Source organism: Enterobacter sp. KB-221C9 (assembly GCF_041320715.1).
Classification (GTDB): Bacteria; Pseudomonadota; Gammaproteobacteria; order Enterobacterales; family Enterobacteriaceae; genus Enterobacter; species Enterobacter asburiae_D.
In genome coordinates this window covers 26,010-50,406 of sequence record NZ_JBGIWG010000003.1, presented here as the reverse complement: position 1 = coordinate 50,406, position 24,397 = coordinate 26,010, and the positions used below count along the sequence as shown (strand labels likewise).

The window sequence follows — 24,397 nt, the reverse complement described above, 5'->3', positions numbered from 1 at the left end:
ATCCGTAGGCCGGGTAAGGCGTAGCCGCCACCCGGCTTTTTTTTGCGGCTGCCTGAATTCGCCCGGTGGCGCTTCGCTTACCGGGCCTACGAATTTACTGGCCACAGCCACGCTGCACCGCGCACGCCGCTGGAGTCACCGTGGACGGCTTTGCGGATCGGGGTTTCGCACTCGCCGCCGAACACCCACTGTTTCACCAGGTTTGGTACCGTGGCGTACAGCCGGTCAACGTTGCTCATGCCGCCGCCGAGCACAATCACGTCCGGATCGAGAATATTCACCACGTGCGCCAGGGATTTCGCCAGCCGCATTTCGTAGCGGCTAAGCGCCAGTTCGGCGACAGGATCCTGTTCTTCGACCAGACGCATGATTTCGTTGCCTTTGAGCGGCTGGCCGCTCAGACGGTGGTAGTCGGTCGCAAACCCGGTGCCGGAGATAAACGTCTCAATACAGCCTTGCTTTCCGCAGTAGCACGGCACCTCAGCGCGGTATTTAAGCTCATCTTCATCCATCCACGGCAGCGGGTTGTGTCCCCACTCGCCCGCCGTGCCGTTGCCGCCGATATGGGCGCGCCCGCCGAACGCCACGCCCGCGCCGCAGCCGGTACCGACGATCACGGCAAACACGGTCTGGGCACCGGCCGCCGCGCCGTCGATGGCCTCAGAGACCGCCAGGCAGTTGGCGTCGTTGGCCAGACGCACTTCCCGGTTCAGACGCTGGCTCAAATCTTTATCAAACGGCTGACCGTTGAGCCAGGTGGAGTTCGCATTTTTAACCACCCCGGTATACGGCGAGATCGACCCCGGGATCCCCATCCCGACGCTGCCGATTTGCCCTGTCGCCTGCTCGGCCATCTCAACCAGCCTGGCAATCGTCTCGATAGTCTGGTGATAATCATCGCGCGGCGTCGGCAGACGATGACGAAACAGCTGCTCCCCCTGCTCGCTCAGTGCGATGACTTCTGTTTTGGTGCCGCCCAAATCGATCCCAATACGCACAAGACTCTCCTCATTATTTTGATTATCAACAGAGTAGAAGCACGCTTCCCGATTAGCAATGCAAGCGATGCGACAATTCGTTATCATGCCCGCTGATTTAACGACAAGGCCGTGGAAATTATCATGCTGTGGTTCAAAAATTTGATGGTTTACCGTCTCAGCCGCGACGTTTCGCTGCGTGCAGAAGAGATGGAAAAACAGTTAGCCGCTTATACCTTTTCCCCTTGCGGTAGCCAGGATATGGCGAAAACCGGCTGGGTTCCGCCAATGGGTTCACAAAGCGATGCACTGACCCACGCCAGCAGCACGGGTCAAATCATCGTCTGCGCCCGTAAAGAAGAGAAAATCCTGCCGACGCCGGTGGTTAAGCAGGCGCTCGAAGCGAAAATTTTCAAGCTGGAAGCCGAACAGGGCCGCAAGCTGAAAAAGACCGAAAAAGATTCGCTGAAAGACGAAGTGCTGCACTCCCTGCTGCCGCGCGCCTTCAGCCGCTTCAGCCAGACCATGATGTGGATCGACACCGTCAACGGGCTGATCATGGTGGACTGCGCCAGCGCCAAGAAAGCAGAAGATACGCTGGCCCTGCTGCGCAAAAGCATCGGCTCTTTACCGGTCGTTCCGCTGGCGCTTGAAACGCCGATCGAGCTGACGCTGACCGAATGGGTACGCAGCGGCGCAGCGGCGCAGGGTTTCCAGATCCTTGATGAAGCCGAGCTGAAAGCCCTGCTGGAAGATGGCGGCGTGATCCGCGCGAAGAAGCAGGATCTGGTGAGCGACGAGATCGCCGTACACATCGAAGCGGGTAAAGTGGTCACTAAACTGGCGCTCGACTGGCAGCAGCGTATTCAGTTCGTGATGTGCGACGACGGCTCCGTGAAGCGTCTGAAGTTCTGCGACGAGTTGCGCGATCAGAACGAAGATATCGACAGGGAAGATTACGCCCAGCGTTTTGACGCGGACTTCATCCTGATGACCGGCGAGCTGGCCGCATTGATTCAGAATCTGGTGGAAGGTCTCGGCGGCGAAGCGCAGAGATAACAGGCAAAACGCAGGCCGGGTAAGCGTTAGCGCCACCCGGCTAATTTTTTATTTCAGGTAGCGGCACAGATATGAGGTGGGTTCAGCCACCTGCAAATGAAATTCGCTGTGGCCAGGGACATTGAAAACTTGCCCGGCAGCGTAAACTTTCCATTCCGTTTCACCCGGCAGTAAGACGTTCAGCGCCCCGCTGACGACCGTCATTTCTTCAGCTTCCGCCGTGCCAAAGGTGTATTCCCCTTCCGCCATTACGCCGACACTGGCGCGACCAGTGCTGCTGCTGGTAAAACCAATGGATTTCACTTTACCGGAAAAGTATTCGTTACTTTGAAGCATGAACTGGCCCTTATATTTATAGATAAAAATTCACTATAGGGGCCATGCTCATCACCTGTCACGCAAAATCATTACATGAGGAGTTCCGAGGCCAGACGAGCCATCAGAACGTTGGATAACAGCACGGGCACATCCAGCGCTTTTTGCAGCAGGTCACGATGATGCTGATGGAAACCCAGGCAGTCCAGGATCAAGACATCTGCCCCTCTCTCAAGCAGTTCCTTCCCGGCAGCAATGAGCTTGGCCTCACTGTCCCAGAACGGATTTGCCAGCGCATACAAGGGCACTTTTTCCAGCACCTGCCATTTTGCCTCCTGGTTATCCATGAGTTCCTCAATGGGAACAATCACCCCCACCTGATGGCCATCAACGATAGAGGCCACCAGCGGTGGAATGATCCGCATCGGCTCCAGCAAAATCGCATTACGCGCCGTAAGCCCCTTAATGGGTGCGGTACTCATCAGCAAAATAACGTCGTAACCTTGATTATCGAGCACTTCTATCACGCCCTGCAGCGCGCGCTCGATTTTCTGGCGTGAAACGTGCGCCAGTTTACCGTCACTTAATAACGTCGCCAGGGGATCCTCCCCCGCCTCGACAGCGTAGTCTTCCATGACCTCTTCCCGACTCATCTTCCCCAGCAGGCTGAGATGCGTTATCTGTTGTTCAGATACATGCTCGGTTAAGAGCGGTAACACTTCGCTTACAGGGACCACACCAATAGTGAGGATCGCCAACGTTGCCTTCATTTTTATCGCCTTCCATTACTCCAACATCGTGTACACAGGTACAGGCTCACTACGCTGCACAGTTCATTTTTTCAACAAAACAGCACCAAGCGTAGCAGGTGATCCCGACATCGAAATGTAAAGATCGCCTGCCGATACCGGAGTTACTTGTAATAACTAAATATTAACTCCTGCTTAACTTTCTCGATGAGTAAAAAGTGTGATTCAGGCACGATATTGGAGCGTTTAGGAAAACATTCAGGTTATATCGGGATCTTCGTAGCGCCGTTTTGCGTCCAGCGCTTCCTGTTCAGTCTCGTGTTCACTGATCAGCGAATCCGGTTTGGGGTGATCGGCACGCAGTTGATACCAGGTCACGGTATGGCCCGTATGGCCTTTTTCAACGGTAACAATGCGCGCTTCACGCGGATAGGGGGGTCTGGTTGGCATAGCTCATCCTTTTTTTATGTCTGAGCTATAAGTATAGACGCCGGTTAGCTGGCACAAGCCAAACGCAGGGCGGTAATAATCTGAATCACAACGTCTTCGGGAGAGGCTGACGCATCCACCACGTGGTGAGCTGCTTCGCGGTATAACGCATCGCGTTCGGCCAGCACTTCACTCACCTCTTCGTTGAGCGGCCTGGAGGTCAGCGCAGGACGCTGCCCCTCTTCCGGAAAAGCTTCCAGACGCCCTACCAGAGTCGACACCGGCGCGCTGAGGTAAATCACAATCCCCTTTTCGCGCATAAAGTGACGATTACATTCCGCCAGAACAATGCCACCCCCGGTCGCGATCACGGCAGACGGGGTAGTGACCGCCTCCAGCGCGGCGGTTTCGCGTGCGCGAAAGCTCTCCCATCCCTCTTGCTCAACGATCTCAGCGATAGTTTTTCCGGCCTCGGTTTGCAGCCAGTGGTCGGTATCAACAAACTGGCGATGACACACGCGTGCCAGCTCCAGGCCAACGGTGGTTTTCCCACAGCCGCGGGGGCCAACTAAAAAGATGGGTTGGGTCATGCCAGGTGTTCCCCTTGATGCCGGATGGCTGAAGAGTGTAAAGAAATAATTGCAGAAGATGTTGCGATTACTTTACTGCAAAGCGGTACGGGATGACAACCCTGTGGAGGCCACACTGTACCACAAATTGACAATAATTATCATTACGCTGTGCGGCGCTTCACTTCCAGCAGCCATTTATCCAGCTCGGCAGCAAACTGCTGGCGATCGCGCTGGGACAGGCTGTCCGGTCCACCGGTCTGCACGCCGCTGGCCCGCATCGTATCCATAAAATCGCGCATAGTGAGCTTCTCGCGAATGGTCGAAGGCGAGTAACGCTCCCCGCGCGGATTGAGCGCAGCCGCCCCTTTCTCCAGCACTTCAGCGGCCAGCGGAATATCCGCCGTGATCACCAGATCCTCCGCGCTACACAGGCGAACAATTTCGTTATCCGCCACGTCGAACCCGGCAGGCACGCGCAAGGAGCGGATGAACCGTGAAGGCGGCACGCGAATATTCTGGTTCGCCACCAGCGTCAGCGGCATCTGAACGCGCTCGGCGGCGCGAAATAAAATCTCTTTAATCACATTCGGACACGCGTCCGCATCTACCCAAATCGCCATATTGTCTCCCCATAATGACTCTGTCGACTATTGTCGCCTGCATTTCGTTGTTAAGCTATCAATCAGAGAAAACAACGCATAATGACGGAGAATCGTGATGGACAAGAAAATCGGGTTTATCGGCTGCGGTAACATGGGCAAGGCCATCCTGGGTGGTCTGATCGCCAGCGGGCAGGTGCTGCCGGGTCAGATCTGGGTCTATACCCCGTCACCGGACAAGGTCGCCGCGTTGCGCGATCAATACGGGATCAACGCTGCCGAAAGCGCGCAGGAAGTGGCCCAGGTCGCCGATATCGTCTTTGGCGCCGTCAAGCCGAACATCATGATCAAAGTGCTGAGCGATATCACCTCCAGCCTGAATAAAGAGACGCTGGTCGTGTCGATTGCCGCGGGCGTCACGCTCGACCAGCTGGCGCGCGCGCTGGGTCACGATCGTAAAATCGTCCGCGCGATGCCGAACACACCGTCGCTGGTCAACGCCGGCATGACCTCCGTCACGCCTAACGCGCTGGTGACCACGGAAGAAGTGGCCGATGTGCTGAACATTTTCCGCTGCTTCGGTGAAGCTGAAGTGATTGCCGAATCGATGATCCATCCGGTGGTCGGCGTGAGCGGCTCAGCCCCTGCCTATGTTTTCATGTTTTTAGAAGCGATGGCCGACGCCGCCGTGCTTGGCGGAATGCCGCGCGCGCAGGCGTATAAGTTCGCCGCGCAGGCCGTTATGGGCTCCGCCAAAATGGTGCTGGAAACCGGCAAACACCCGGGTGAACTGAAAGATATGGTCTGCTCCCCAGGCGGTACCACCATCGAAGCGGTGCGGGTGCTGGAAGAGCGCGGATTCCGCTCGGCGGTCATTGAAGCGATGGCAAAATGCATGGAAAAATCAGAGAAGCTGAGTAAATCCTGATCCTCGCCGTCGGGCGTCAGGCCGCCACTTCGGTGCGGCCGCGCCCGGCATTTTTCGCCTTGTACAGCGCCACGTCAGCCGCCTTCAGCCATTCCCGATAGTGTCCAAACTGCGGTCCCCAGGGGGCAACGCCGACGCTGATGCGCAGCGCTTCTTTTGGCGCGCACGGTAACGTCAGCTTTTCCAGCCGCTCATGCAGCCGCGACATCACGGCGATGGCGCTTTCCGCCGCCGTCTGCGACATAATCACCGCAAACTCATCCCCGCCAAACCGTCCGATCGCATCGCCTGACCGTACTGACCGCTGGAGCTGACGCGTAATGGCAACGATCGCCTCGTCGCCCACGTCGTGCCCCCAGGTGTCGTTGATGTTTTTAAAGTGGTCGATATCAATCAGCAGTATCGTGGCGGTGCCGTGGTCGCGCCGACAGTGCTCAAATTCATTTCGCAGCAGCATTTCCCAGTGTCGGCGGTTAAAGACCCCGGTCATGCCGTCGCGGGTGCTCATCATTTCCAGCCGCCGCTTGTGCTCCGCAAGCCTGACGGCGGTGCGGTGGCTAAGCCAGGCAAACAGCATGGGATAAAGCATGAGCACGGGCAGCGTTAGGCTCCACTCTACGGGGTCGGGGTTGAAGACAGCCACCTTCCCGACGAGTGGCAGGGTCACCAGCGCAGACAGCAGCGTCAACGCGATCCCCGGAATAAACAGACGACAGCCGCCGGAGCCCATCATATTCATCCCCACCATCATCAACAGCGCTGCCGTGGGTAACGCATTCATCCCCATCACGCCGATCCAGAGCCCGGCGATAATGGCATCGATTTTAAGATTGAAAATTTCCTGCTGATGAGGTGAAGCGGCACGGCAGGATAGCTGCCAGGCGAAATGGGGCCAGACGAACGACCACCCCACCAGTAAAAGCCACCAGCCGCCGGGTAAAAAATGGGTGACCAGCATCCCTGCAATCGGAAAAAACATCGCCGCCAGCCCGACGGCGCGCGCCAGCCGAACTCGCCGGGAAAACTGAATGCCGGCGCGGTAAGGGTCATCCTGAGAAAGGGTTAAATTCCACTCTTCCCGAATGCGCTTTTTGTTGTAATACGTTTCATCATTCATCATTTTTGGGAATATTCTGAAACAATTTCCCAAATTATAGAGAGGGGGTCTGCGGGGAAAGTATGAAATTTCGGGTGAGCCGCCGAAGCCGCTCACCCGTTAGAACTACACTTTTTTCTTCAGGCAGGCACTCATGAACTTGCTGCGGTCGTCCCCTTTCAGGGACTGCTCGGTTGCCTTCGCATTACACTCGCGCATTTTTTGCTGCTGCGGCGTCAGGCTTTTTTCAGCGGGCTTCGAGGCGCCGTTTTTAAGGCAGTCGCTCATGTAGGTCTTGCGGGCATCTCCCTTCAGACTCTGAGACGTCGCCTGTTGATTACAGGTGGTCATACGCTGTTGTTGCGGCGTTAGCGTCTTCTCTTCCGCGTTCGCCGATGCGACCAGGAACAGGCCGGAGAGCAGAGTAACCAGTAATGTTGTTTTCATTGCACCATCCTTTTGTGAACATTCCCTGTAAGTCTGGTTCGTGACGGGAAAAAAACCACCCGGCAGATGTGATTTCCGCCGGGGTTTTATCATTTAAGACCCAGCGCCGCCTTCATGGTGTAGAACAGATCGGTTTGATCGGTCAGGCCTACCACGTTTGCCGCATGCGGACCGTAGGCTGCAATGCGCAGCTGGGTGCCGGTGTGCTCCATAGACTCTTCTTCAGAGTTGCCGTAGCTCAACACCATAACGGCGCCATCTTTGGTATTCAGCGCCTGCGTCAGGCCCGGTGCTTTGGTATCTGCCGGAATGATCTGGCTGGCGTGGGCATGGTCCGCGGTGACGATCACCAGGGTGTTGCCGTCTTTTTTCGCGAACTCAAGCGCCTTCTGCACCGCTTCGTCCAGATCGACGGTTTCGCCAATCTGACCGCACGGATTCGCCGCATGATCCTGCTTATCGATCGATGCGCCTTCCACCTGCAGGAAGAACCCTTTTTCGCTCTTGCTCAGCAGAGAGAGCGCTTTATCGGTCATCACCGCCAGCGTCGGTACGCTGTCAGTGCGTTTCGGGTTAGGCGTACAGGTTACGGCAGGTTTATCGATATTGCCGTGATATGAGGCTTTTGGTCCTTCCCAGCGCACGGGCATGTTGCCGTCGGAGAACAGCCCCAGCAGCGGTTTGTCCTGGCTCGCCTCGGTTATCGCCGCCAGAGAACTGGCATCACTCACCAGCTGATAGCCGCGAGCCTGCGCCTGCTCGCGCAGCGTTTTGCCCTGCCACTCGCCCGCCGTCGCGGTTTCGGCGAAGGTTTTCGCGCCGCCGCCCAGGGTCACGTCAGGACGCGCATTCAGCAGCTGTTCCGTAATCGAACCTTTGCCGCCTTTTTCCAGCGCGTTCGTTGGGCATTTTTCGCTGGTCACTGACGGGCCGTAGCATTTACGCGAGGTCACGTGCGCCACCAGTGCCGCAGGCGTTGCGTCCTGAAGCTCAGCGGTAGAGACGTTGCCGGTCGCCAGGCCCGCCGCTTTCGCCATCTCCAGAAGGGTTTGATGATCTTTTTCGTGAATATCCACACCCAGCGCGCCATTATAGGTTTTCACGCCGGTGGACCACGCCGTGGCAGAGGCCGCGGAGTCCGTCACGTAATCGGGTTTGCCGGTTTTTTTATCCAGCGCGTAATGGGTATATTGTCCGGTCAGCGGTAATGCGTCGATACCTTTAAAAAAGCCGCCCGCCCCCTCGGCGTAATTTCGCGCCGCCGTGATTTCGGAATCGCCCATTCCATCGCCAATAAGCAGAATAATATTTTTCGCTGGCTTATCATTCAGCGAAGCGCGAATAGCGGCGGTTTGATCTTCTGATAAACGGCGTGCGCCGCCAGGCTGGGTGATATCCCCTTTTGCCGCACGATTATCCAGCACGCTGGTATGAGCAGTGTCGGCATAAATGGCGGGGGTAATTAACAGGGGAAGTAATGCGATGAAAAGTGCGCTCTGTTTCAATTTATTTTCTCCATGTACAAATACATAAAAATAAAAACAGAGCGACTATAGGCATCCTGCATGACAATTCTATGACACGTCGTTACGTCCGGTGACGGTTTAGCTGCGCGGATGCCTTAACAGCTTCTTTACGTACTGGTGGAGCATCTCAGCATCCTCAACCGGGACCTGCGATTCAGGCCTGACGCTCTCCAGCGCGCCTTCCACGCTCTCAATCAACGCCTGTTGATCGGTTTTCGCCATTTGTCGCAGCAGCGCGGTGACCACAATTTCCAGCGCTTCGACCTGTGCAACCAGCTCTTTTGACTCTTCTTCCTTTTGTGCCAGCTTGACCAGCAATTCAGCAATGAGATTTTTCATCGTGCCAGTTCCTTTTTCAGTTTTGTCTGAAGTTAGCATTCTGAATCCATAATGCAAAGAGAAGAAATTTATTACGGTATGCAAAAGTGACGCGGGAATGAAAATAAAGGTCCGTCGCGGTGAGCGAAACGTTTTTCTATAAAAAACGCCGCATTTTGTTATATAAAAATGCGGCTACTATAAGAATATATAATACATCAGCGAAACGATTATCTCGCCGACTTAGCCTCCGCCATTTGTCTGCGGCGGCGCAGCGCAATAGCCAGCTGGATAATATTGATTAAAACGACAATCGCCGTGGCCGCAAATACCCAACGAAAACCGGCCATCGCGGAAACGGATGCGCCAATAAGCGGACCGGCAACATTCCCCAGATACATAAATGACTGGTTATATCCAAAAATACGCCCCGTCACCTGGTCGCTGGAATATTTAACCAGCAGGGTCTGTACCGCAGGCAGCATTGCGCCATCAGCAAACCCGAGCAGAAATCGCAATACGCCAAGCTGAAGCGGAGAGGTGACAAACGACATCGCGAAGAAGAGCACGACCGCAAAGATCAGCGTCGCCATCAGGATGCGCGCCGTGCCGATCCTGTCACCCAGTTTTCCCAGACGCGGCGCGGAAATCAGGGCGGATACGCCAGGCACGGCGGCAATCATGCCGCTCAGAAAAGCGATATTTGTGCTCTCCGGCTCCATCGACTTGATAAACAGCGCCAGAATCGGACCGACCGAACCGTTACAAAGCTGGATCACCATGGTGGTCACAAACAGGCTGATCATCAGTCCCGGATAAGGCAGCGAGGCGAAGACGGCCCTGCCGCTCAGGCGTTCAGATTTACTGATAACGGGCCTGCCTCCCTCTTTGATAAGAAAGAGCGTCACCAGAAAGCTGACCACCAGCAGGATCGCGGTGATGATAAATACCGCGCGCAGCCCGACGTGGTCCGCCAGAAAGCCGCCCAGCAGCGGACCGCCGATGACGCCGCTGATCTGCGCCGTGGAGAGCGTACTCAGCGCCCAGCCGCTACGCTCGCGCGGCACCTGAGAGGCGACCAGCGCCATGGCGTTCGGAATGTACCCGGACGTCAGCCCCATCACCGCGCGCAGGAAAAAAAGCTGCCAGACGTTGGTGGCGAAGGCCTGCAGCAGAATGGCAATTGCCATCCCGAGCGAGGCGCGCAGCAGCATCAGTTTTCGGCCTTTTCGATCCGCCAGGCTGCCCCACATCGGTGACACAATGGCGGAGACCAGAAACGTGACGCTGAACGTCAGACCGGACCACATGGAGAGCGCTTCATGCGAAGTCACCCCCAGCTGCGAGACGTACAGCGGCAGGAACGGCAGGATCTGGCTAATGGCCAGCCCGGTGAAGAAGCAGCCGAACCAGACCGAGATGAGATTAACTTTCCAGGATTCCATAAAGAAATAGTCTTCATTTTTAGGCGAATTCGCCTACAGATTAGCAAGTTACGCGTTTTGACGTCGCACCAGAGATGCGGACTGCCTGACTTTGGTGTTTTATCTTCCCAGTCATCATATTTGTGAAATAAGTCACAATTCATCCATTTTCTGGCGGAATATTATGCTTCAGCGGCAGAGCCCAAAACCGCGCATCCCCAGATGGAAGTGGTTGGCATGCGCCGCGTTATAGTCCGGCCCCAGGCCGTTCCCGTAGTAGCCACAGCTTGCCGCCAGCATTGCCTTCAGCCATGGCTGCGTTGTTGCCGCCTTCCAGCCGTTCAGTACCGTGACGCGTTCCCCGTTCGCCAGCCGAAAAGCGGCGATATCCAGCGCTTCCGCCGTGGCATGTTCACTGCGTCGCGCGTCTGGGCGGTGGTAAATATTGCGGCAGGCATAGCTGCCGAGGTGATCGATGCGCGCCAGGTCGCTGCCCGTATAGCGTTTTGTCAGCGGCCGGGCCTGCTGGCTGATGAACAGCGCAGAGCCGAGCGCCAGCGGGCAGCTGGCAAGAAAGCTGCTGTTGAGGCCGACCGGGCCGAAGTCACGCACGCGCACGACGTTGTTAAGCGGACACGCGCCGCCGCTGTCAGCCACCGGCTGGGTGCGGATGAGATCTCTTTGGTTAGCCTGCGACAGCAGGCTCGCGCACGCCTCGGGGGTTAAGCGCCGAAGCTTATACTGGGTGATTCGGCCCGGCGGGTCGTCAAGGGTAAGCGGCATGAAAGGGTTGTAGTAAGACGGCAACCAGCGGTAACCCGCCGTTGCAACGGCCACAATAATCAAAACGGTCAGCAGCGTTTTTCCTTTCACTCTCCCCCCTCAACATTCCCCAAAACATTATGGCAGAAGGCCGCGAAACCCGCCGGGCATCGTGGTATGTTATTGGCTTTTCGTCAGACTGGAAGAGAGTGAGATGGCTAAGCAGCGCGTAGGTATTGTCTTTGGGGGAAAATCAGCGGAACACGAAGTGTCATTGCAATCGGCCAAAAATATCGTTGATGCGATCGATAAAAGCCGTTTCGACGTGGTGCTGCTGGGCATTGATAAACAGGGTCAGTGGCACGTTAACGATGCCAGCCAGTATCTGCTGAATGCTCACGATCCGGCACACATCGCCCTAAATCCTTCAGAAGTGAGCGTCGCCACCGTACCCGGCGTCGTGAAGGGGCAGCTTATCGACGCCGGCAACGCGCAGGCACTCGCCCAGATCGACGTTGTCTTCCCCATCGTTCACGGCACTCTGGGGGAAGATGGTTCCCTGCAGGGAATGCTGCGCATGGCCAACCTGCCGTTCGTCGGCTCGGACGTCCTCGGCTCTGCCGCGTGCATGGACAAAGACGTCACCAAACGCCTGCTGCGCGATGCCGGGCTGAACATTGCGCCATTCGTGACCCTCACCCGCGCCAACCGCGACACACACAGCTTCGCGCAAATTAGCGGAGAGCTCGGTCTGCCGCTGTTTGTGAAGCCTGCAAATCAGGGCTCCTCCGTGGGCGTCAGCAAGGTCACCAGCGAAGCAGAGTTCACGCAGGCCGTCCGTCTGGCGTTTGAGTTTGACCATAAAGTGGTGGTTGAGCAGGGCATCAAAGGCCGTGAAATTGAGTGCGCCGTGCTGGGCAACGATTTCCCACAGGCGAGCACCTGCGGCGAAGTGGTGTTAAACAGCGACTTCTACTCGTACGACACCAAATACATTGATGACAAAGGCGCGCAGGTTGTCGTTCCTGCGGATATCGATCCGGCGATTAACGATAAGATCCGGGCGATCGCCATTCGCGCTTATCAGACGCTCGGCTGCTGCGGCATGGCGCGCGTGGATGTGTTCCTGACGCCGGAAAACGAGGTGGTGATCAATGAAATCAACACGCTGCCGGGGTTCACTAACATCAGCATGTATCCGAAACTGTGGCAGGCGAGCGGCCTGAGCTACCCGGAATTGATCACCCGCCTGATCGAACTGGCGCTGGAGCGCCACGCCGCCGACAGCGCGCTTAAAAGTTCCGTAAACGGTTAATCGGCGCGCTTCGCCGACTCCGCCTCATCCGCTGTCGTCTCTTCAGGACGACGGCGGATAATCAACCCCGCCAGCCAGAAGCTTATCACCCAGGTCACCAGCCCGACGGCATACGTTTGCCACCCTTTTGCTTCAAACCCCAGCAGGCCCACGACACCGTTAAGAATAAAGATCAGCCCGATAGCAAAGGCGTAGTAGTGCCAGTCACGGCGTAGTTTGGACGTGAGCTTCATAACAACTCCGGCAGGAAAAAAAGACATCCTCTCACAGTTTTACGGCCAGGTCTGTGGCAGATACGGAAATTCTGAAACGCGACGCAATTTCACTTAAGCGATCAAATTGTGACGTGCTGCAGAAATCGACAATCCAGGAGGAATCCGGCGCGTAAATTACCACGATTCTGATATTGACAAATGCGATGACCTGTCAAACTCACCCTGTAAGACGCGTATTAAAACAGAGTGATACCACGGGAGGTCAACATGGCTGACTTTACATTGTCGAAACCGATTTTTGGCGGCAAACCAAAAACCTCCACGGCAGGTAATATTGCTTATGCCCTGTTTGTCCTGTTCTGCTTCTGGGCTGGCTCACAGCTGCTCAATATGCTGGTCCATGCGCCAGGCGTTTATGAACACCTGATGCAGGTACAGGATAACGGACGCCCGCGAGTTGAGATTGGCTTTGGTGTCAGCACCCTGTTCGGCCTGATTCCCTTCCTCGCGGGATGTATGATTCTGGGCGTTGTAGCGTTAGTACTGCGCTTTCGCCGTCGCCGTTAAAGCCCCATACAGCGAGCCCGGCGATCGTCCACGCGTTTTGCGAACCATGCGGTGGTCAGGTTACGCGTGATCTTCGGGCTTTCCAGCTGAATGCCCGGCAGGATGGCCCTCGGTAACGTTTTCCCGCTTTTCTGCTCTGCGAGCGCAAACACCTTCTTGTACAGATCCGTTTTCTCGAATGCCAGGCTGTCGCCTTTCTCAAGCTGACGGCGAATGTCGCTGTAGCTCAAGCCAAGCGTTGTCGATAATTTCCGGACTGCCAGCTCGGTGCTTCCCGCCTCGCTGCTGCCGTAAGCGATGAGATCGCCGTCCAGCGCCAGCTTGACGCCGCTTGCGCGGCTGACCGCACTCTGGAATGCCGCATTACGGCTGGCATACCAGCCCGCGTTAAAGTCGGCAAAGCGGTACAGCGGCTCACTGTAGTTCGCCGGATAGTTCAGCAGATGATACGTGCCGAACCACAGCCCACCGCGCAGGGAGAAGACCTCCTGGCGCACCGTACCGTCGATTTTCCACGGGTAGCCGTCGGTATGCTTCTCCGCGAACGCAATGCTCACCTGCATCGGGCCGCCGGTGTGTACCGGGTTCAGTGAGCCAAACAGCTTCTGCCCCATCGGGACCATACTGATGAAATCATCAAAGATGGCGCTAAGCTGTTTTTCGGTTTTTACCGCATCCAGCCGTTCGCTGTAGCTTTTGCCGTTCGGCGAGGTGATTTTAAGCGCGGTATGCACGAGGAACACCGGGATATGCATGGATTCCGCGCGGCGGTCGATCTCTTTCCAGGCAATTTTGTTCAGACCCGGCACCACCGGGTCTGACTGGTACATCGACTCCTGCTGCGCCACCGCCAGCACCGAGCAGATGTTCTCCTCGGTCGGCGCGATCTTTTGGCTTTCAAAGGTTTTTGCCAGCGCATCTGCCCACGCGTTGCGATCCTTCACGCTGGCGGGCATTTTCTGCCGCACAACGCTTGCCACATCGACGGGCTTCTCCCCCTTTTTGAGCGGAGCGGCCCCTTTTTCGGCACAGCCTGCCAGCACGAGAGCGGCCAGCAAGGACAACGGTAACGCGCGCGGTACGGCAAAAGACATAGCAACTTCCTGTATTAGCTAAATGTGTTGGTGACTTCCTGCAGGTCACGATCGTCCAGCTCACGTTCAAAACTGCGTAAACGTTTATAGATAGACATCAGTTCTACCAGGGTGGTCCAGGAGCTGATCAGGTACTGGAACGACCCACGGACCTGACCGAAAACGTTGGTGATCTGCGTCATCAGACCAAGCGTAATCGTACCCGCAACAATCGACGGGAACAGCAGGAACAAACCGAAAACATTATCCACCTGCAGATACAAAATACGGGCAATGTTGAAATACATATAGTGGAAGTAGAGTCGGAAGTAGTTACGACGCACGGCGCCAAACAGCTCGCGAACGGTCGGCGGCGAGGCGCGATTGGCGTCATCTTCACCGTAAACCAGCTCTTTACGGTAAGCGGCTTCCACGCGTTGATTTTTAAACTCCAGACCCGGCAGCTTGATCCCCACCACCGCCAGCAGGCCCGTCCCCATCAGCGACCAGACGATCGCGGCAATCACCAGACCATACGGGAGATGGCCGACAATCGGCAGATCCGGCACGTGCGCAGAGAGCGTCACCAGCACGGGCAAGAAGGCGATCAGCGTCATGATGGCGTTGATAAAGCTTACGCCCATGTCTTCAAGGGTGGAGGCAAAACGCATGGTGTCTTCCTGCACACGCTGCGCGGCGCCTTCGATATGGCGCAGGTGCTGCCAGTGCGCCATGTAATGTTCGTTCATTGCGGTACGCCAGCGGAAAACGTAGTGGCTGACGAAGAAGTTGTTCATCACGCCGATAATCACCGCAATCAGGGCGATACCGAGGAAGATCCCGACTTCATGGTAGAACTGGTTGATGGTGACCTTATGCGGCGAGCTCAGCGCGGTCTGGATCAGATCGTAGAACGGCGCATACCAGGCGTTAACCGCCACGCCCACTTCCACGAGGAACCAGGTCACAAAGATAATCAGCGATGTGCCGAGGATAGACCAGTACTGCCAGCGGTGCGGAGAATAAACAAACCAGAACAGCGCAAACAGCCCCACGCATACCATGTAGTAGGCATAAAACAGCAGATAGCTCAGCGACCAGAAGCGCGCGGCGCTAATCGGTACATCGCCCGTTGCCCCCATGATGCGCGTCAGCCATGCGCCGCCGCCCGCCTGCCAGAAAATGACAGCAATGAGTGCCCAAATAAATGCCGACAGGAAAAAAGGCCCCGGCTTTGGGAAAAAAGACTTAAACATAATGCTTCCTTCTTGTTGTTATGGCTGTTGCTGTGCACAACACGTTACCACACGAAAAACCTGCCCGAGCCAGCCTCCCGGCTCGGGCAAAAAGGTCAGACCCGAGGGTTGATTATTAGTTCGCTTTCCAGTTTTCGAGAATTGTTTCGGTGCGTTTCACTGCGAGAGGATTCGCCGGCGCGATGAAGTTACGCCAGACGTCGTTATGGTGGTTAATCACGATCTGCGCATCTGCCGCCGGGCGATTGGCGGTAGTATGGGCATCTTCCGCCACGGTGATGTGATACCCCCGGCTGACGCCGTTCTTAACCGTCGCGTCAACGCAGTAATCGGTGGCGCAGCCGCAGATAACAAACTCGCGAATGCCCTGCTCACGCAGCAGCGCCTCAAGCGCGGTGTTATAGAAGGCATCGCAGGCGGTTTTGGTCACGTAAAGCGCGCCAGCAGGCTGATGGAGTTCAGGCAGTAGCGCAAACCCTTCACTTCCCTCTTCCAGGCCCCCGGCCTCGGTATGCTGAATAAAAATCACCTTGTCGGCTGCCTGCGTAAGCTGGTTGATCAGAGAGACACACTTTTCGCGCTGATGACGAGGGGTTTCAAATACCCCGTTCTGCATATCGACAACCATAACCACACGCTTCTCAGACATACCGTTCTCCGTAAGATTGAGTGACACTGGTGCCTATCATAAGCCCGATGTCACAAAATGGGAGATGGCTCGTAAGTAAATTGTTTATATTTACCCATGGTTACGTTTTTCTCGCTATCGTTATGCAATCGGAGCATTGCGCGGTACCGATTAGTAGTATAAATACCCATTACTTTCCTCATTCACTTCATGGATGCTTTTCGTTGAAACGTTGTCTGCTCTCTTTTACCGCGCTGTGTGCGGTGAGCTTTTCTACCGCCCAGGCAGCCCAACCGCTGACGGCGCCCGTTTTAGCTTCAGATATTGCCGATCGCTACGCGAACCTTATCTATTACGGCAGCGGCGCGACCGGGATGGCGATGGTCGTCATCGACGGCAACCAGCGTGTGTTCCGCAGCTTTGGCGAAACGCGCCCGGGAAGTAACGTTCATCCGCAGCTGGATTCCGTTATCCGCATTGCATCCTTAACCAAGCTAATGACCAGCGAAATGCTGGTGAAACTGCTTGACCAGGGCGTGGTAAAACTCGACGACCCGCTCAGCAAATATGCGCCGCCGGGCGCCCGGGTTCCGACCTACCAGGGAACGCCGATCCGGCTTGTGAACCTTGCCACCCACACCAGCGCCCTGCCGCGCGAGCAGCCAGGCGGGGCGGCGCATCGTGACGTATTTGTCTGGCCAACGCGGGACCAGCGCTGGAGCTATCTGAGCACCGCCACGCTGAAGGCGGCTCCGGGTTCGCAGGCCTCTTATTCAAACCTGGCCTTTGACCTGCTGGCGGACGCCCTTTCAACGGCGTCTGGTAAACCCTACACGCAGCTGTTTGAAGAGCAGATAACCCGTCCGCTGGGTATGAAAGACACCACTTTTACCCCGTCCCCGGATCAGTGCCGTCGCCTGATGGTGGCGGAGAAAGGCGCTAGCCCCTGTAATAACACGCTCGCGGCCGTGGGCAGCGGCGGGGTCTATTCCACGCCTGGCGACATGATGCGCTGGATGCAGCAGTTCCTTTCCTCAGATTTCTACGCTCGCACCAGCCAGGCCGATCGCATGCAGACTCTGATTTATCAGCGTACTCAGCTGCACCGCGTCATCGGCATGGACGTGCCGGGTAAAGCCGATGCGCTCGGCATGGGGTGGGTCTATATGGCGCCGAAAAATGGCCGTCCGGGTATTATTCAGAAAACCGGCGGCGGCGGTGGATTCATCACCTATATGGCCATGATCCCGCAGTCAAACGTGGGCGCGTTTGTGGTGGTCACCCGCTCCCCGCATACGCGTTTCGTCAATATGAGTGACGGGATTAATAACCTGGTGGCAGAACTGAGCGCCAATAAAGCCCAGGTGCTCACCGCGTCTAACTGATCTTAATATTCCGTGGGCAAGCGGTTGATGCTGACCAGCTTGCCCCGGCTCATATTGATGTAGTTACCTTGCCGCAGGGCAGCGAGAACCTCAGCAACCACTGAACGCGAAATACGCGTGCTTTGTTGAATATGATTCATCACACCAATTTTTGAGCGCAGCGTTTCATCCCACTCCGCCATATTCAGCAGCATGGCGCGGATCTGGTGATAGGAATTATTCCCCACCAGCTGCATATCGCGTTTCTCAAGGATGTAGTTTATCCAGGATAACCAACCGAAGGCCTCTTTCCATAGCGCGTTCTGCTGTATAAGTTGACGGGTGGTTTCAGTGGACAAATAAAAGCCCGTACAGGATGTTTTAGCTACCACCCTATATTCCTGACTATGATTAATCATCACGGTGGACAGCCCCAAAATAAAAGGCGCTGTTGCGATGCCCACAAGCAGTTCATCTGAACAACGATAGATTTCGATTATACCGGTTTGTAATACGGTCGTGCGGGGATCATGACACTCACCTGATGTAATTAATTGTTGTGGAGCAGATTTAAAAGGGGTACTGGCTGATTTCAAACACTGTTCGAGCCGGCTTAATTCAGAAAGCGGTTTCGCATTAACGTTCATGCAGACCTCAAGGCATCCGTATTTGTCGGTTCAATATTATTTTTACTTACGTATATAAAAAGCGGGGGATATACCCCCCGCTTTATTCATTACCAGGTATATTTCACACCCAGGTTTGCGCCCCAGTTCTGGTCAACGTCGCCGCCGCCCAGATAAGTGGCATCAGTATACGCACTGAAGTTCTTCGTGAAGCTGAACTGGGTGCCCAGCCCTACCCGCACAGCGGAGCCTTTCACACCGTTATCAATGCTGTCACCGTTAATGTCGGCATTGTTATCGGCATCGTCATAAACGTAGGCCAGTTTGAAGTAAGGCGTCAGAGCCTGATCGCCGCCGTAGTTGAAGGTGTAACCCGCATCAACACCGAGTTCATAACGCAGGCTATCGTAAGATTGCCCATCCATGCGCATGTCATTGCTGAGACGATAATCATCGCCAGACTGGAACAGGCCAGACACGGCTGCGTATGGTGTGACATAGCCGGACAGGTTTGGTTTCCAGTCATAGCCCAGCTTCAGCCCAAAACCAACTGCGTCATTGGTGGTGTTGCCGTCAACATACTGACCGTTGCTCATGTTAGCAGAGAGATCGCTGTTGAAGCGGGTGTAGCTCAGGGAGCTGTCGAGGAACAGATCGTTCATGAACTTCGCCGACGCGTAGATCATCGCCGTCTGGCTGTCCTGATCGACCTGACCGGTACGATCGCTGATATCACCCTTCGCGAAACCTGCTGCACCACCGACGAGCCACTTCGCATTATTACCGTCAATCTGCGTATCCAGACCAACCATAATGCCGCTCACGTCCTGATCGTAGCTAATAACGCCATTGTCGCCGTCGAAGTTACCGCCGAAGTAGCTCACCCACGCTCCGCCGTTATCCGCCAGGCCGTGACGGCTGTTGGTCAGACGCGTACCTACGGTATCCTGCTGCAGATTCCAGATGTTGGTGTTGGCAGATGGGATGCTCAGCGCCATATTGGCGTAGTCGGTCAGCGTTTTCTGCTGGAGGACTACGGCGTCACCCTGCTGCTGCGCCTGGTAGGTGTAAGCACCTAAGTCGGCTTTGTTTGCGGCAGTAAAGCTGGCTGTGGTATCCGCGTTATTGTCATAGATGCGGACGATCTCTTTGTTTTTGTAATCGGCGACGGAACCGGCACCGGTCGCATCATCGATGCGCACCTTGTAGTTACCTGCAACGTCACCGTTCACTGACAGATGGCCATCAGAATTAATCGCCACAACGCCGTAGTCGTAATCGGTATTGTACTTATCGTTGGTGATATAGCGTGCGTTGTTCAGATCGCTGTTCAGCACGTAATCACGGCTTGCCACGTTCAGCACGCCGCCGTCGGTCAGCACCATGTTGTGCGTATCAACCTGACCCAGCCCCAGCGCCAGCTCGGCACCGTTGTCTACGGTAATAGTGTTGGCATACAGTCCGGCCGTTTCTTCCGTCAGTGCCGCACGGCTATAGCTGTCCAGATACAGATGGTCGGTCGCCACACCACCGCTGTCACCGATATTCAATGATGAGGCATTGGTCAGGGTGATGGTATCCGCCAGCAGGCCAGAGTTTTCAACATTGACCTGCGACTGATTATTCACCGTCAGCGCGTCGATGTTGGAGACTTTACGGGTATCCCACTCGGAACCGTTATCCAGCGCCACGTTGAACAGACCGCTCTGATAAACCTCTTCGCCCGCAACGTGACCGTTGGTGTCGAAGGTAGAATCAGGCCAGATGCTATTCGGGGACAATGAGCGCCAGTCTACGTTGCTGTAGCCCTGGCCATACATCTGCGCAGTGCTGATAGCTTCAACGCTGGACTGCGCTGCACCGACCCACTTACTTCCGTTGGTCAGTGTGACATCCAGTTTATCAGTGCCATCCCAGCCGTTGGTGGTCGGGTTATAGACACCGTCTTCTGTGGTGTCCGTTGCCGGGTCGCCATTCTCGTAGAAGTTGTTATCAAAAGTGCTGGAGAAAAGAATGTCACCCGTTACGGTGGAGTGATCGAAGGTGGCGGTGGTCTGCATGGCGTTATCAGACGCGCTGGCAGCCACGATCAGCGCCGCGTCATCCGCAGCCGTGGCGTTGGTTTCACCGTAGTCGCTCGGCCTGGCTGTTTGACCATAGAAACCGCTGGTGCCCAGATCGCTGTATGCGCCGGAGGTCAGCACGGAGTCTTTCACCACCAGAGTATCGGTAAAGATGTTGCTGTTATTGGCAACGCCTTCAACACCGTCATACGGGGTATTATCCCGCTCCTGGTAACCCTGCGTCAGCGTGATACCGGCAACGTGGGCGTTATTCTGAATCACGATATCAGACTCGACATCCAGCGTAATGGCGTTACCCAGAGCGTAGGTATCCTGATAATGGGTTTCGGTAGTGTCACCATTCACAACGTCATAAGCATAATGCTCGTAGGTGTCATTGATGGTGCTGTTATCTACCGTCAGGCTGAAACGGTCATACTGCGTATGTGCAGTACCATCCGTCTCCGTGCCATCTGCACACGTCGTGGCCATACACTTAGACGTGATCATGCCGTTGATGGTGCTGTTGGAAATACTCAACGCATTCGCCCGACCATTAACGCCATCATCCAGATAGTATGTTGAAATAACACCGTTTACCGTGGATTTGTTAATCACCGGATAAATATCACCATCATGGGTGGCATCCGAGTAATCCCAGTCTGCATAACCATAATACCAGGGGGTAGAGGCGGTATTATCATATCCAAACGTATTATACGTCGTGCCGGAAATATCCTTCGCATTAGCCTGAGAAGCGATAGCCAGGGTGCAGGCTAATGCAAGTTGAGATACAACCAGTTTCTTTTTCCATGTTTGCATTGGGTCATCCCTCCTCAGGGACGTAAGCAAGTTTGTCCATCAAATCATTTTGCAATGTTTAATTGCGGAGGGAATTATGCAGTTTCATTTCGAAAAGGTTCAATGAATGACTCTATTAAGTCCGAATCCAGACAACTCGCGTTCAAAAAACGAAACAATAGCATTCACTGAGAACTAATATTATAAAATCAGCACATTGCAATATTATTTTCACTACCCTTCGAAATATAATTAAAAATAATAGATCATTTATAATGATAGATTCCATTCAATTCAAAACCGCCGCCAATATTTCACACGACCTAAAAAGCCACCATTAATTCTATAATATAGACATTTTATGCGGCTTGTTTTGGCGTAATTCGCAAAATCAAAATGCCCAATTTCGTAAAACACCCCTCTTCACTTTCATGTACACTAGTCCTCTTTGTTCCACAAACATCAGGCATACCATGACCGATTTAATTGCACGTCCCCGCCGCCTGCGCAAGTCACCTGCACTGCGCGCTATGTTTGAAGAGACAACCCTGACCTTAAACGATCTGGTGTTGCCGATTTTTGTCGAAGAAGAGATCGATGACTACAAAGCCATCGAAGCCATGCCGGGCGTCATGCGCATTCCGGAGAAGTATCTGGCGCGTGAGATCGAACGCATCGCCAACGCGGGGATCCGCTCGGTGATGACCTTCGGCATCTCTCACCATACCGACGCCACCGGCAGCGACGCATGGAAAGAAGATGGCCTCGTCGCCCGCATGTCCCGCATCTGCAAAGAGACCGTGCCGGAAATGATCGTCATGTCCGATACCTGCTTCTGCGAATACACCTCACACGGCCACTGCGGCGTGCTGTGCGATCACGGCGTGGATAACGATGCCACCCTGCTGAACCTTGGCAAGCAGGCTGTGGTCGCTGCCGCTGCGGGTGCGGACTTCATCGCGCCTTCTGCCGCGATGGACGGACAGGTTCAGGCGATTCGTCAGGCGCTGGACGCGGCGGGCTTTACCGACACCGCCATCATGTCTTACTCCACCAAATTCGCCTCCTCCTTCTACGGCCCGTTCCGTGAAGCGGCGGGCACGGCGCTGAAAGGCGATCGTAAAACCTATCAGATGAACCCGCTGAACCGTCGGGAAGCGATTCGTGAATCCCTGCTTGATGAAGCCCAGGGCGCAGACTGCCTGATGGTGAAACCGGCGGGCGCGTATCTCGATATCCTGCGCGACATCCGCGAGCGCACCGAGCTGCCGCTGGGCGCTTACCAGGTCAGCGGCGAGTACGCGATGATCAAATTTGCCGCGCTGGCCGGCGCGATTGACGAAGAGAAAGTGGTCCTCGAAAGCCTCGGCGCCATCAAACGCGCAGGCGCGGATCTGATCTTCAGCTACTTCGCGCTGGATCTGGCCGAGAAGAAAATTCTGCGTTAATCCGCTTTTGCGCCGGGTGGCGGCTTCGCCTTACCCGGCCTACTCTCTGCGCTAATCTTCACCAAACTGCAATACAACCGACATCTGCTCCTTCTACTGTCTTCGCAAGACGGCAGGAGGAGTAACCATGTTTAGCCTCGATAGCGTTCTCGACGATCTTTGGCCTCAGGCGAGGCCTGCACCCTGGCAAAAAAGTCTGTTAAAAAGACTGTTTTACGAAGACGAATTTCAGCAATTTGCCGCAGCGCACCGCCACCTGAAAGGACTGGATATGGTGGAGCAAGTTCTGGAACACCTTGATATTCTCTGCACCGTTTCCGCCCGCGATCTCGAACAAATCCCCGAACATGGCCCGCTGGTCATTATTGCCAACCACCCGACAGGTACGCTGGACGGGCTGGCGCTGATGTACGCCGTCTCCCGCGTGCGACGAGACGTTAAAGTTGTGACCAACCGGATGCTGACGCATCTGGAACCGCTCAGCTCGCTGTTTATTCCGGTAGACAATATGGGCGGCAGGACGGCGAAATCGTCGCTGGTGCAGATGGAACAGCATCTGCAAAACGCGGGCGTGCTGATCTTCTTCCCGGCCGGAGAAGTTTCCCGCCCCACGCGCAAAGGCATTCGCGACAAAAAGTGGCACTCTGGCTTTATCAAACTCGCCAGCAAGCTGCGCGCTCCGCTGCTGCCGGTACATATTCAGGCGCATAACAGCCTGCTCTTCTATGCCAGCACGCTGGTCTCCCCGACGCTGTCGATGCTGTTGCTCATGCAGCAGATGTTCCGCCGCCGCCATAGCCAGCTGCCGATTAAAATCGGCCAGCAGATTGCGTGGCATCACTGGCATAGCGCCACCCTTTCGTCGCGTGAGATGGCCGAGCAGTGTCGTCAGCACGTGATGCGTCTTGGCAAGGGTGTGCCTGGCGTCTTTAAAACCCAGTGCGCCATTGCCCGCCCGGAAGACCGGGCCACCCTGAAACGCGCGCTGGCGCAGGCCGAATGTCTGGGCAATACCAGCGACGGTAAATCCATCTATCTTTGGCAGCGCAACGGTCAGGAAGACGCTCCGCTGCTGCGCGAGCTGGGCCGCCTGCGCGAGATTGCCTTCCGTGCGGTGGAGGAAGGGAGCGGCAAGCGCCGGGACACCGACTGCTACGATGATGATTATCTGCACCTGATCCTGTGGGATGATGAGGATCTGGAGATCGTCGGCGCGTATCGCTTTATGCCGACAGCAAAACAGATTGAACGTCGCGGTCTGGAAGGGCTGTACAGCTATAGCCTGTTCCACTACGACGACAAAATGCAGGACGTGCTGGAACACGGTATTGAACTGGGGCGCAGCTTTATTCAGCCGCGCTACTGGGGACGTCGCGGCCTGGATTATTTATGGTCTGGGATTGGTGCGTATCTCGCCCGCTATCCGCACTACCGCTACCTGTTTGGCCCGGTCTCGATCTCCGGCGGCTTACCGCCTGCCGCGCGGGATCTGCTGGTGGCCTTTTACCGCCTGTGGTTCCCGGCGACGCATCCGCTAGCCGCGTCACGTCAGCCGTATCCCGCATCGCTGCCGGACGTGCTCGCGCAGTTTGGCGGCGTGGATTACGTGGACGATCTGACAAAGCTGAAATCCCTGCTCGGCAATCTGGGCTGCGGCATTCCGCCGCTCTACAAGCAGTATTCCGAGCTTTGTGAACCCGGCGGCGTGCAGTTTATTGATTTTGGCAGCGACCCTGCGTTTAACGACTGCGTCGACGGGCTGGTGCTGGTGGATTTGTGTTACCTGAAGGCGAACCGCTATCAGCGGTATATTGAGGCGCACCTTTAACCCCGTTGTCCG

Annotated in this window: 25 protein-coding genes; 7 read left to right on the top strand and 18 right to left on the bottom strand. The window is 55.6% G+C overall.

Annotated elements, in window-relative coordinates; translation table 11 throughout:
* Positions 1-86: 86 nt before the first annotated feature.
* On the bottom strand, positions 87-998 hold the full coding sequence (gene mak / locus AB8846_RS04355; protein WP_370732152.1) for a fructokinase: 912 nt from the start codon (positions 996-998) through the stop codon (positions 87-89).
* A gap of 123 nt (positions 999-1,121) precedes the next feature.
* Between mak and rdgC the strand changes: the two genes are divergently transcribed.
* The gene (gene rdgC / locus AB8846_RS04350) at positions 1,122-2,036 is read left to right on the top strand and encodes a recombination-associated protein RdgC (protein ID WP_023310540.1); all 915 of its coding nucleotides are present in this window, start codon (positions 1,122-1,124) and stop codon (positions 2,034-2,036) included.
* A 48-nt stretch (positions 2,037-2,084) separates the two neighbouring features.
* On the opposite strand, the gene ppnP is transcribed toward rdgC, so the two are convergent.
* The 5 genes from ppnP to AB8846_RS04325 form a co-directional block, all read right to left on the bottom strand.
* Positions 2,085-2,372 carry a pyrimidine/purine nucleoside phosphorylase gene (gene ppnP / locus AB8846_RS04345; protein WP_008503270.1) on the bottom strand — a complete coding sequence of 96 codons (288 nt, stop codon included), beginning with the start codon at positions 2,370-2,372 and terminating at the stop codon, positions 2,085-2,087.
* A gap of 71 nt (positions 2,373-2,443) precedes the next feature.
* On the bottom strand, positions 2,444-3,121 hold the full coding sequence (locus tag AB8846_RS04340; RefSeq protein WP_063144798.1) for an AroM family protein: 678 nt from the start codon (positions 3,119-3,121) through the stop codon (positions 2,444-2,446).
* 237 nt (positions 3,122-3,358) lie between these two features.
* Positions 3,359-3,550: a protein YaiA gene (gene yaiA / locus AB8846_RS04335; protein WP_023334675.1), complete on the bottom strand. Its 192-nt coding sequence runs from the start codon at positions 3,548-3,550 to the stop codon at positions 3,359-3,361.
* A 44-nt stretch (positions 3,551-3,594) separates the two neighbouring features.
* Entirely contained in the window at positions 3,595-4,119 is a 525-nt protein-coding gene (aroL, locus tag AB8846_RS04330) for a shikimate kinase AroL (RefSeq protein ID WP_370732151.1), read from the bottom strand.
* A gap of 143 nt (positions 4,120-4,262) precedes the next feature.
* Entirely contained in the window at positions 4,263-4,721 is a 459-nt protein-coding gene (locus AB8846_RS04325; protein ID WP_010428006.1) for a YaiI/YqxD family protein, read from the bottom strand.
* Positions 4,722-4,818: 97 nt separating this feature from the next.
* Between AB8846_RS04325 and proC the strand changes: the two genes are divergently transcribed.
* A complete protein-coding gene (gene proC, locus AB8846_RS04320) occupies positions 4,819-5,628 on the top strand; it encodes a pyrroline-5-carboxylate reductase (RefSeq protein ID WP_024906789.1) in 810 nt (269 codons plus the stop codon).
* Between the two features lie 16 nt (positions 5,629-5,644).
* Here the strand turns inward: proC and adrA are convergent, their stop codons facing one another.
* From adrA to AB8846_RS04290, 6 genes are all read right to left on the bottom strand, one after another.
* The gene (gene adrA / locus AB8846_RS04315; protein WP_370732150.1) at positions 5,645-6,748 is read right to left on the bottom strand and encodes a diguanylate cyclase AdrA; all 1,104 of its coding nucleotides are present in this window, start codon (positions 6,746-6,748) and stop codon (positions 5,645-5,647) included.
* Positions 6,749-6,850: 102 nt separating this feature from the next.
* Entirely contained in the window at positions 6,851-7,171 is a 321-nt protein-coding gene (gene psiF, locus AB8846_RS04310; RefSeq protein WP_008503278.1) for a phosphate starvation-inducible protein PsiF, read from the bottom strand.
* An 89-nt stretch (positions 7,172-7,260) separates the two neighbouring features.
* Positions 7,261-8,676: an alkaline phosphatase gene (gene phoA, locus AB8846_RS04305; protein ID WP_370732149.1), complete on the bottom strand. Its 1,416-nt coding sequence runs from the start codon at positions 8,674-8,676 to the stop codon at positions 7,261-7,263.
* Positions 8,677-8,775: 99 nt separating this feature from the next.
* Positions 8,776-9,036 (bottom strand): anti-adapter protein IraP, encoded by a 261-nt coding sequence (gene iraP, locus AB8846_RS04300; protein ID WP_023293178.1) that lies wholly within the window; start codon positions 9,034-9,036, stop codon positions 8,776-8,778.
* A gap of 209 nt (positions 9,037-9,245) precedes the next feature.
* A complete protein-coding gene (locus tag AB8846_RS04295; protein ID WP_023334669.1) occupies positions 9,246-10,460 on the bottom strand; it encodes a multidrug efflux MFS transporter in 1,215 nt (404 codons plus the stop codon).
* A gap of 168 nt (positions 10,461-10,628) precedes the next feature.
* Entirely contained in the window at positions 10,629-11,312 is a 684-nt protein-coding gene (locus AB8846_RS04290; RefSeq protein WP_370732148.1) for an extensin family protein, read from the bottom strand.
* A 103-nt stretch (positions 11,313-11,415) separates the two neighbouring features.
* On the opposite strand from AB8846_RS04290, the gene ddlA reads away from it, so the two are divergent.
* The gene (gene ddlA / locus AB8846_RS04285) at positions 11,416-12,516 is read left to right on the top strand and encodes a D-alanine--D-alanine ligase (RefSeq protein ID WP_370732147.1); all 1,101 of its coding nucleotides are present in this window, start codon (positions 11,416-11,418) and stop codon (positions 12,514-12,516) included.
* Here the strand turns inward: ddlA and AB8846_RS04280 are convergent.
* Entirely contained in the window at positions 12,513-12,749 is a 237-nt protein-coding gene (locus AB8846_RS04280) for a DUF2754 domain-containing protein (RefSeq protein ID WP_023334666.1), read from the bottom strand. The two genes, ddlA and AB8846_RS04280, sit on opposite strands and share 4 nt — an antisense overlap.
* 249 nt (positions 12,750-12,998) lie before the next feature.
* Here AB8846_RS04280 and AB8846_RS04275 point away from each other — a divergent pair, with 249 nt between their 5' ends.
* A complete protein-coding gene (locus tag AB8846_RS04275; protein WP_008503287.1) occupies positions 12,999-13,298 on the top strand; it encodes a DUF2755 family protein in 300 nt (99 codons plus the stop codon).
* On the opposite strand, the gene AB8846_RS04270 is transcribed toward AB8846_RS04275, so the two are convergent.
* The 3 genes from AB8846_RS04270 to AB8846_RS04260 all read right to left on the bottom strand — a co-directional run bounded on the left by AB8846_RS04270 (position 13,295) and on the right by AB8846_RS04260 (position 16,276).
* Entirely contained in the window at positions 13,295-14,392 is a 1,098-nt protein-coding gene (locus AB8846_RS04270; protein ID WP_370732146.1) for a DUF1615 domain-containing protein, read from the bottom strand. The genes AB8846_RS04275 and AB8846_RS04270 overlap by 4 nt on opposite strands.
* 14 nt (positions 14,393-14,406) lie before the next feature.
* Positions 14,407-15,627 carry a peptide antibiotic transporter SbmA gene (sbmA, locus tag AB8846_RS04265; protein ID WP_063144808.1) on the bottom strand — a complete coding sequence of 407 codons (1,221 nt, stop codon included), beginning with the start codon at positions 15,625-15,627 and terminating at the stop codon, positions 14,407-14,409.
* 115 nt (positions 15,628-15,742) lie between these two features.
* Positions 15,743-16,276, bottom strand: coding sequence for an isochorismatase family protein (locus AB8846_RS04260; protein WP_063144809.1), 534 nt, complete (start codon positions 16,274-16,276; stop codon positions 15,743-15,745).
* 203 nt (positions 16,277-16,479) lie between these two features.
* Here AB8846_RS04260 and ampH point away from each other — a divergent pair, with 203 nt between their 5' ends.
* On the top strand, positions 16,480-17,640 hold the full coding sequence (ampH, locus tag AB8846_RS04255) for a D-alanyl-D-alanine-carboxypeptidase/endopeptidase AmpH (protein WP_370732145.1): 1,161 nt from the start codon (positions 16,480-16,482) through the stop codon (positions 17,638-17,640).
* A gap of 2 nt (positions 17,641-17,642) precedes the next feature.
* Here the strand turns inward: ampH and AB8846_RS04250 are convergent, their stop codons facing one another.
* Both AB8846_RS04250 and AB8846_RS04245 read right to left on the bottom strand, forming a co-directional pair.
* Entirely contained in the window at positions 17,643-18,266 is a 624-nt protein-coding gene (locus AB8846_RS04250; RefSeq protein WP_331413239.1) for a helix-turn-helix domain-containing protein, read from the bottom strand.
* Between the two features lie 89 nt (positions 18,267-18,355).
* Positions 18,356-21,130: an autotransporter outer membrane beta-barrel domain-containing protein gene (locus AB8846_RS04245; protein ID WP_370732144.1), complete on the bottom strand. Its 2,775-nt coding sequence runs from the start codon at positions 21,128-21,130 to the stop codon at positions 18,356-18,358.
* Between the two features lie 452 nt (positions 21,131-21,582).
* Between AB8846_RS04245 and hemB the strand changes: the two genes are divergently transcribed.
* Both hemB and AB8846_RS04235 read left to right on the top strand, forming a co-directional pair.
* On the top strand, positions 21,583-22,557 hold the full coding sequence (hemB, locus tag AB8846_RS04240; protein WP_024906774.1) for a porphobilinogen synthase: 975 nt from the start codon (positions 21,583-21,585) through the stop codon (positions 22,555-22,557).
* A 127-nt stretch (positions 22,558-22,684) separates the two neighbouring features.
* Positions 22,685-24,385, top strand: coding sequence for a lysophospholipid acyltransferase family protein (locus tag AB8846_RS04235; protein WP_063144813.1), 1,701 nt, complete (start codon positions 22,685-22,687; stop codon positions 24,383-24,385).
* Positions 24,386-24,397 lie beyond the last annotated feature (12 nt).

What these genes read in the sequence shown, in the direction of transcription:
- rdgC (WP_023310540.1), top strand. Translation starts at nt 1,122, where the DNA reads ATGCTGTGGTTCAAAAATTTGATGGTTTACCGTCTCAGCCGCGACGTT.
- ppnP (WP_008503270.1), bottom strand. Translation starts at nt 2,372, where the DNA reads ATGCTTCAAAGTAACGAATACTTTTCCGGTAAAGTGAAATCCATTGGT.
- AB8846_RS04340 (WP_063144798.1), bottom strand. Translation starts at nt 3,121, where the DNA reads ATGAAGGCAACGTTGGCGATCCTCACTATTGGTGTGGTCCCTGTAAGC.
- yaiA (WP_023334675.1), bottom strand. Translation starts at nt 3,550, where the DNA reads ATGCCAACCAGACCCCCCTATCCGCGTGAAGCGCGCATTGTTACCGTT.
- aroL (WP_370732151.1), bottom strand. Translation starts at nt 4,119, where the DNA reads ATGACCCAACCCATCTTTTTAGTTGGCCCCCGCGGCTGTGGGAAAACC.
- AB8846_RS04325 (WP_010428006.1), bottom strand. Translation starts at nt 4,721, where the DNA reads ATGGCGATTTGGGTAGATGCGGACGCGTGTCCGAATGTGATTAAAGAG.
- proC (WP_024906789.1), top strand. Translation starts at nt 4,819, where the DNA reads ATGGACAAGAAAATCGGGTTTATCGGCTGCGGTAACATGGGCAAGGCC.
- adrA (WP_370732150.1), bottom strand. Translation starts at nt 6,748, where the DNA reads ATGATGAATGATGAAACGTATTACAACAAAAAGCGCATTCGGGAAGAG.
- psiF (WP_008503278.1), bottom strand. Translation starts at nt 7,171, where the DNA reads ATGAAAACAACATTACTGGTTACTCTGCTCTCCGGCCTGTTCCTGGTC.
- iraP (WP_023293178.1), bottom strand. Translation starts at nt 9,036, where the DNA reads ATGAAAAATCTCATTGCTGAATTGCTGGTCAAGCTGGCACAAAAGGAA.
- AB8846_RS04295 (WP_023334669.1), bottom strand. Translation starts at nt 10,460, where the DNA reads ATGGAATCCTGGAAAGTTAATCTCATCTCGGTCTGGTTCGGCTGCTTC.
- ddlA (WP_370732147.1), top strand. Translation starts at nt 11,416, where the DNA reads ATGGCTAAGCAGCGCGTAGGTATTGTCTTTGGGGGAAAATCAGCGGAA.
- AB8846_RS04280 (WP_023334666.1), bottom strand. Translation starts at nt 12,749, where the DNA reads ATGAAGCTCACGTCCAAACTACGCCGTGACTGGCACTACTACGCCTTT.
- AB8846_RS04275 (WP_008503287.1), top strand. Translation starts at nt 12,999, where the DNA reads ATGGCTGACTTTACATTGTCGAAACCGATTTTTGGCGGCAAACCAAAA.
- AB8846_RS04270 (WP_370732146.1), bottom strand. Translation starts at nt 14,392, where the DNA reads ATGTCTTTTGCCGTACCGCGCGCGTTACCGTTGTCCTTGCTGGCCGCT.
- sbmA (WP_063144808.1), bottom strand. Translation starts at nt 15,627, where the DNA reads ATGTTTAAGTCTTTTTTCCCAAAGCCGGGGCCTTTTTTCCTGTCGGCA.
- AB8846_RS04260 (WP_063144809.1), bottom strand. Translation starts at nt 16,276, where the DNA reads ATGTCTGAGAAGCGTGTGGTTATGGTTGTCGATATGCAGAACGGGGTA.
- AB8846_RS04250 (WP_331413239.1), bottom strand. Translation starts at nt 18,266, where the DNA reads ATGAACGTTAATGCGAAACCGCTTTCTGAATTAAGCCGGCTCGAACAG.
- AB8846_RS04245 (WP_370732144.1), bottom strand. Translation starts at nt 21,130, where the DNA reads ATGCAAACATGGAAAAAGAAACTGGTTGTATCTCAACTTGCATTAGCC.
- hemB (WP_024906774.1), top strand. Translation starts at nt 21,583, where the DNA reads ATGACCGATTTAATTGCACGTCCCCGCCGCCTGCGCAAGTCACCTGCA.
- AB8846_RS04235 (WP_063144813.1), top strand. Translation starts at nt 22,685, where the DNA reads ATGTTTAGCCTCGATAGCGTTCTCGACGATCTTTGGCCTCAGGCGAGG.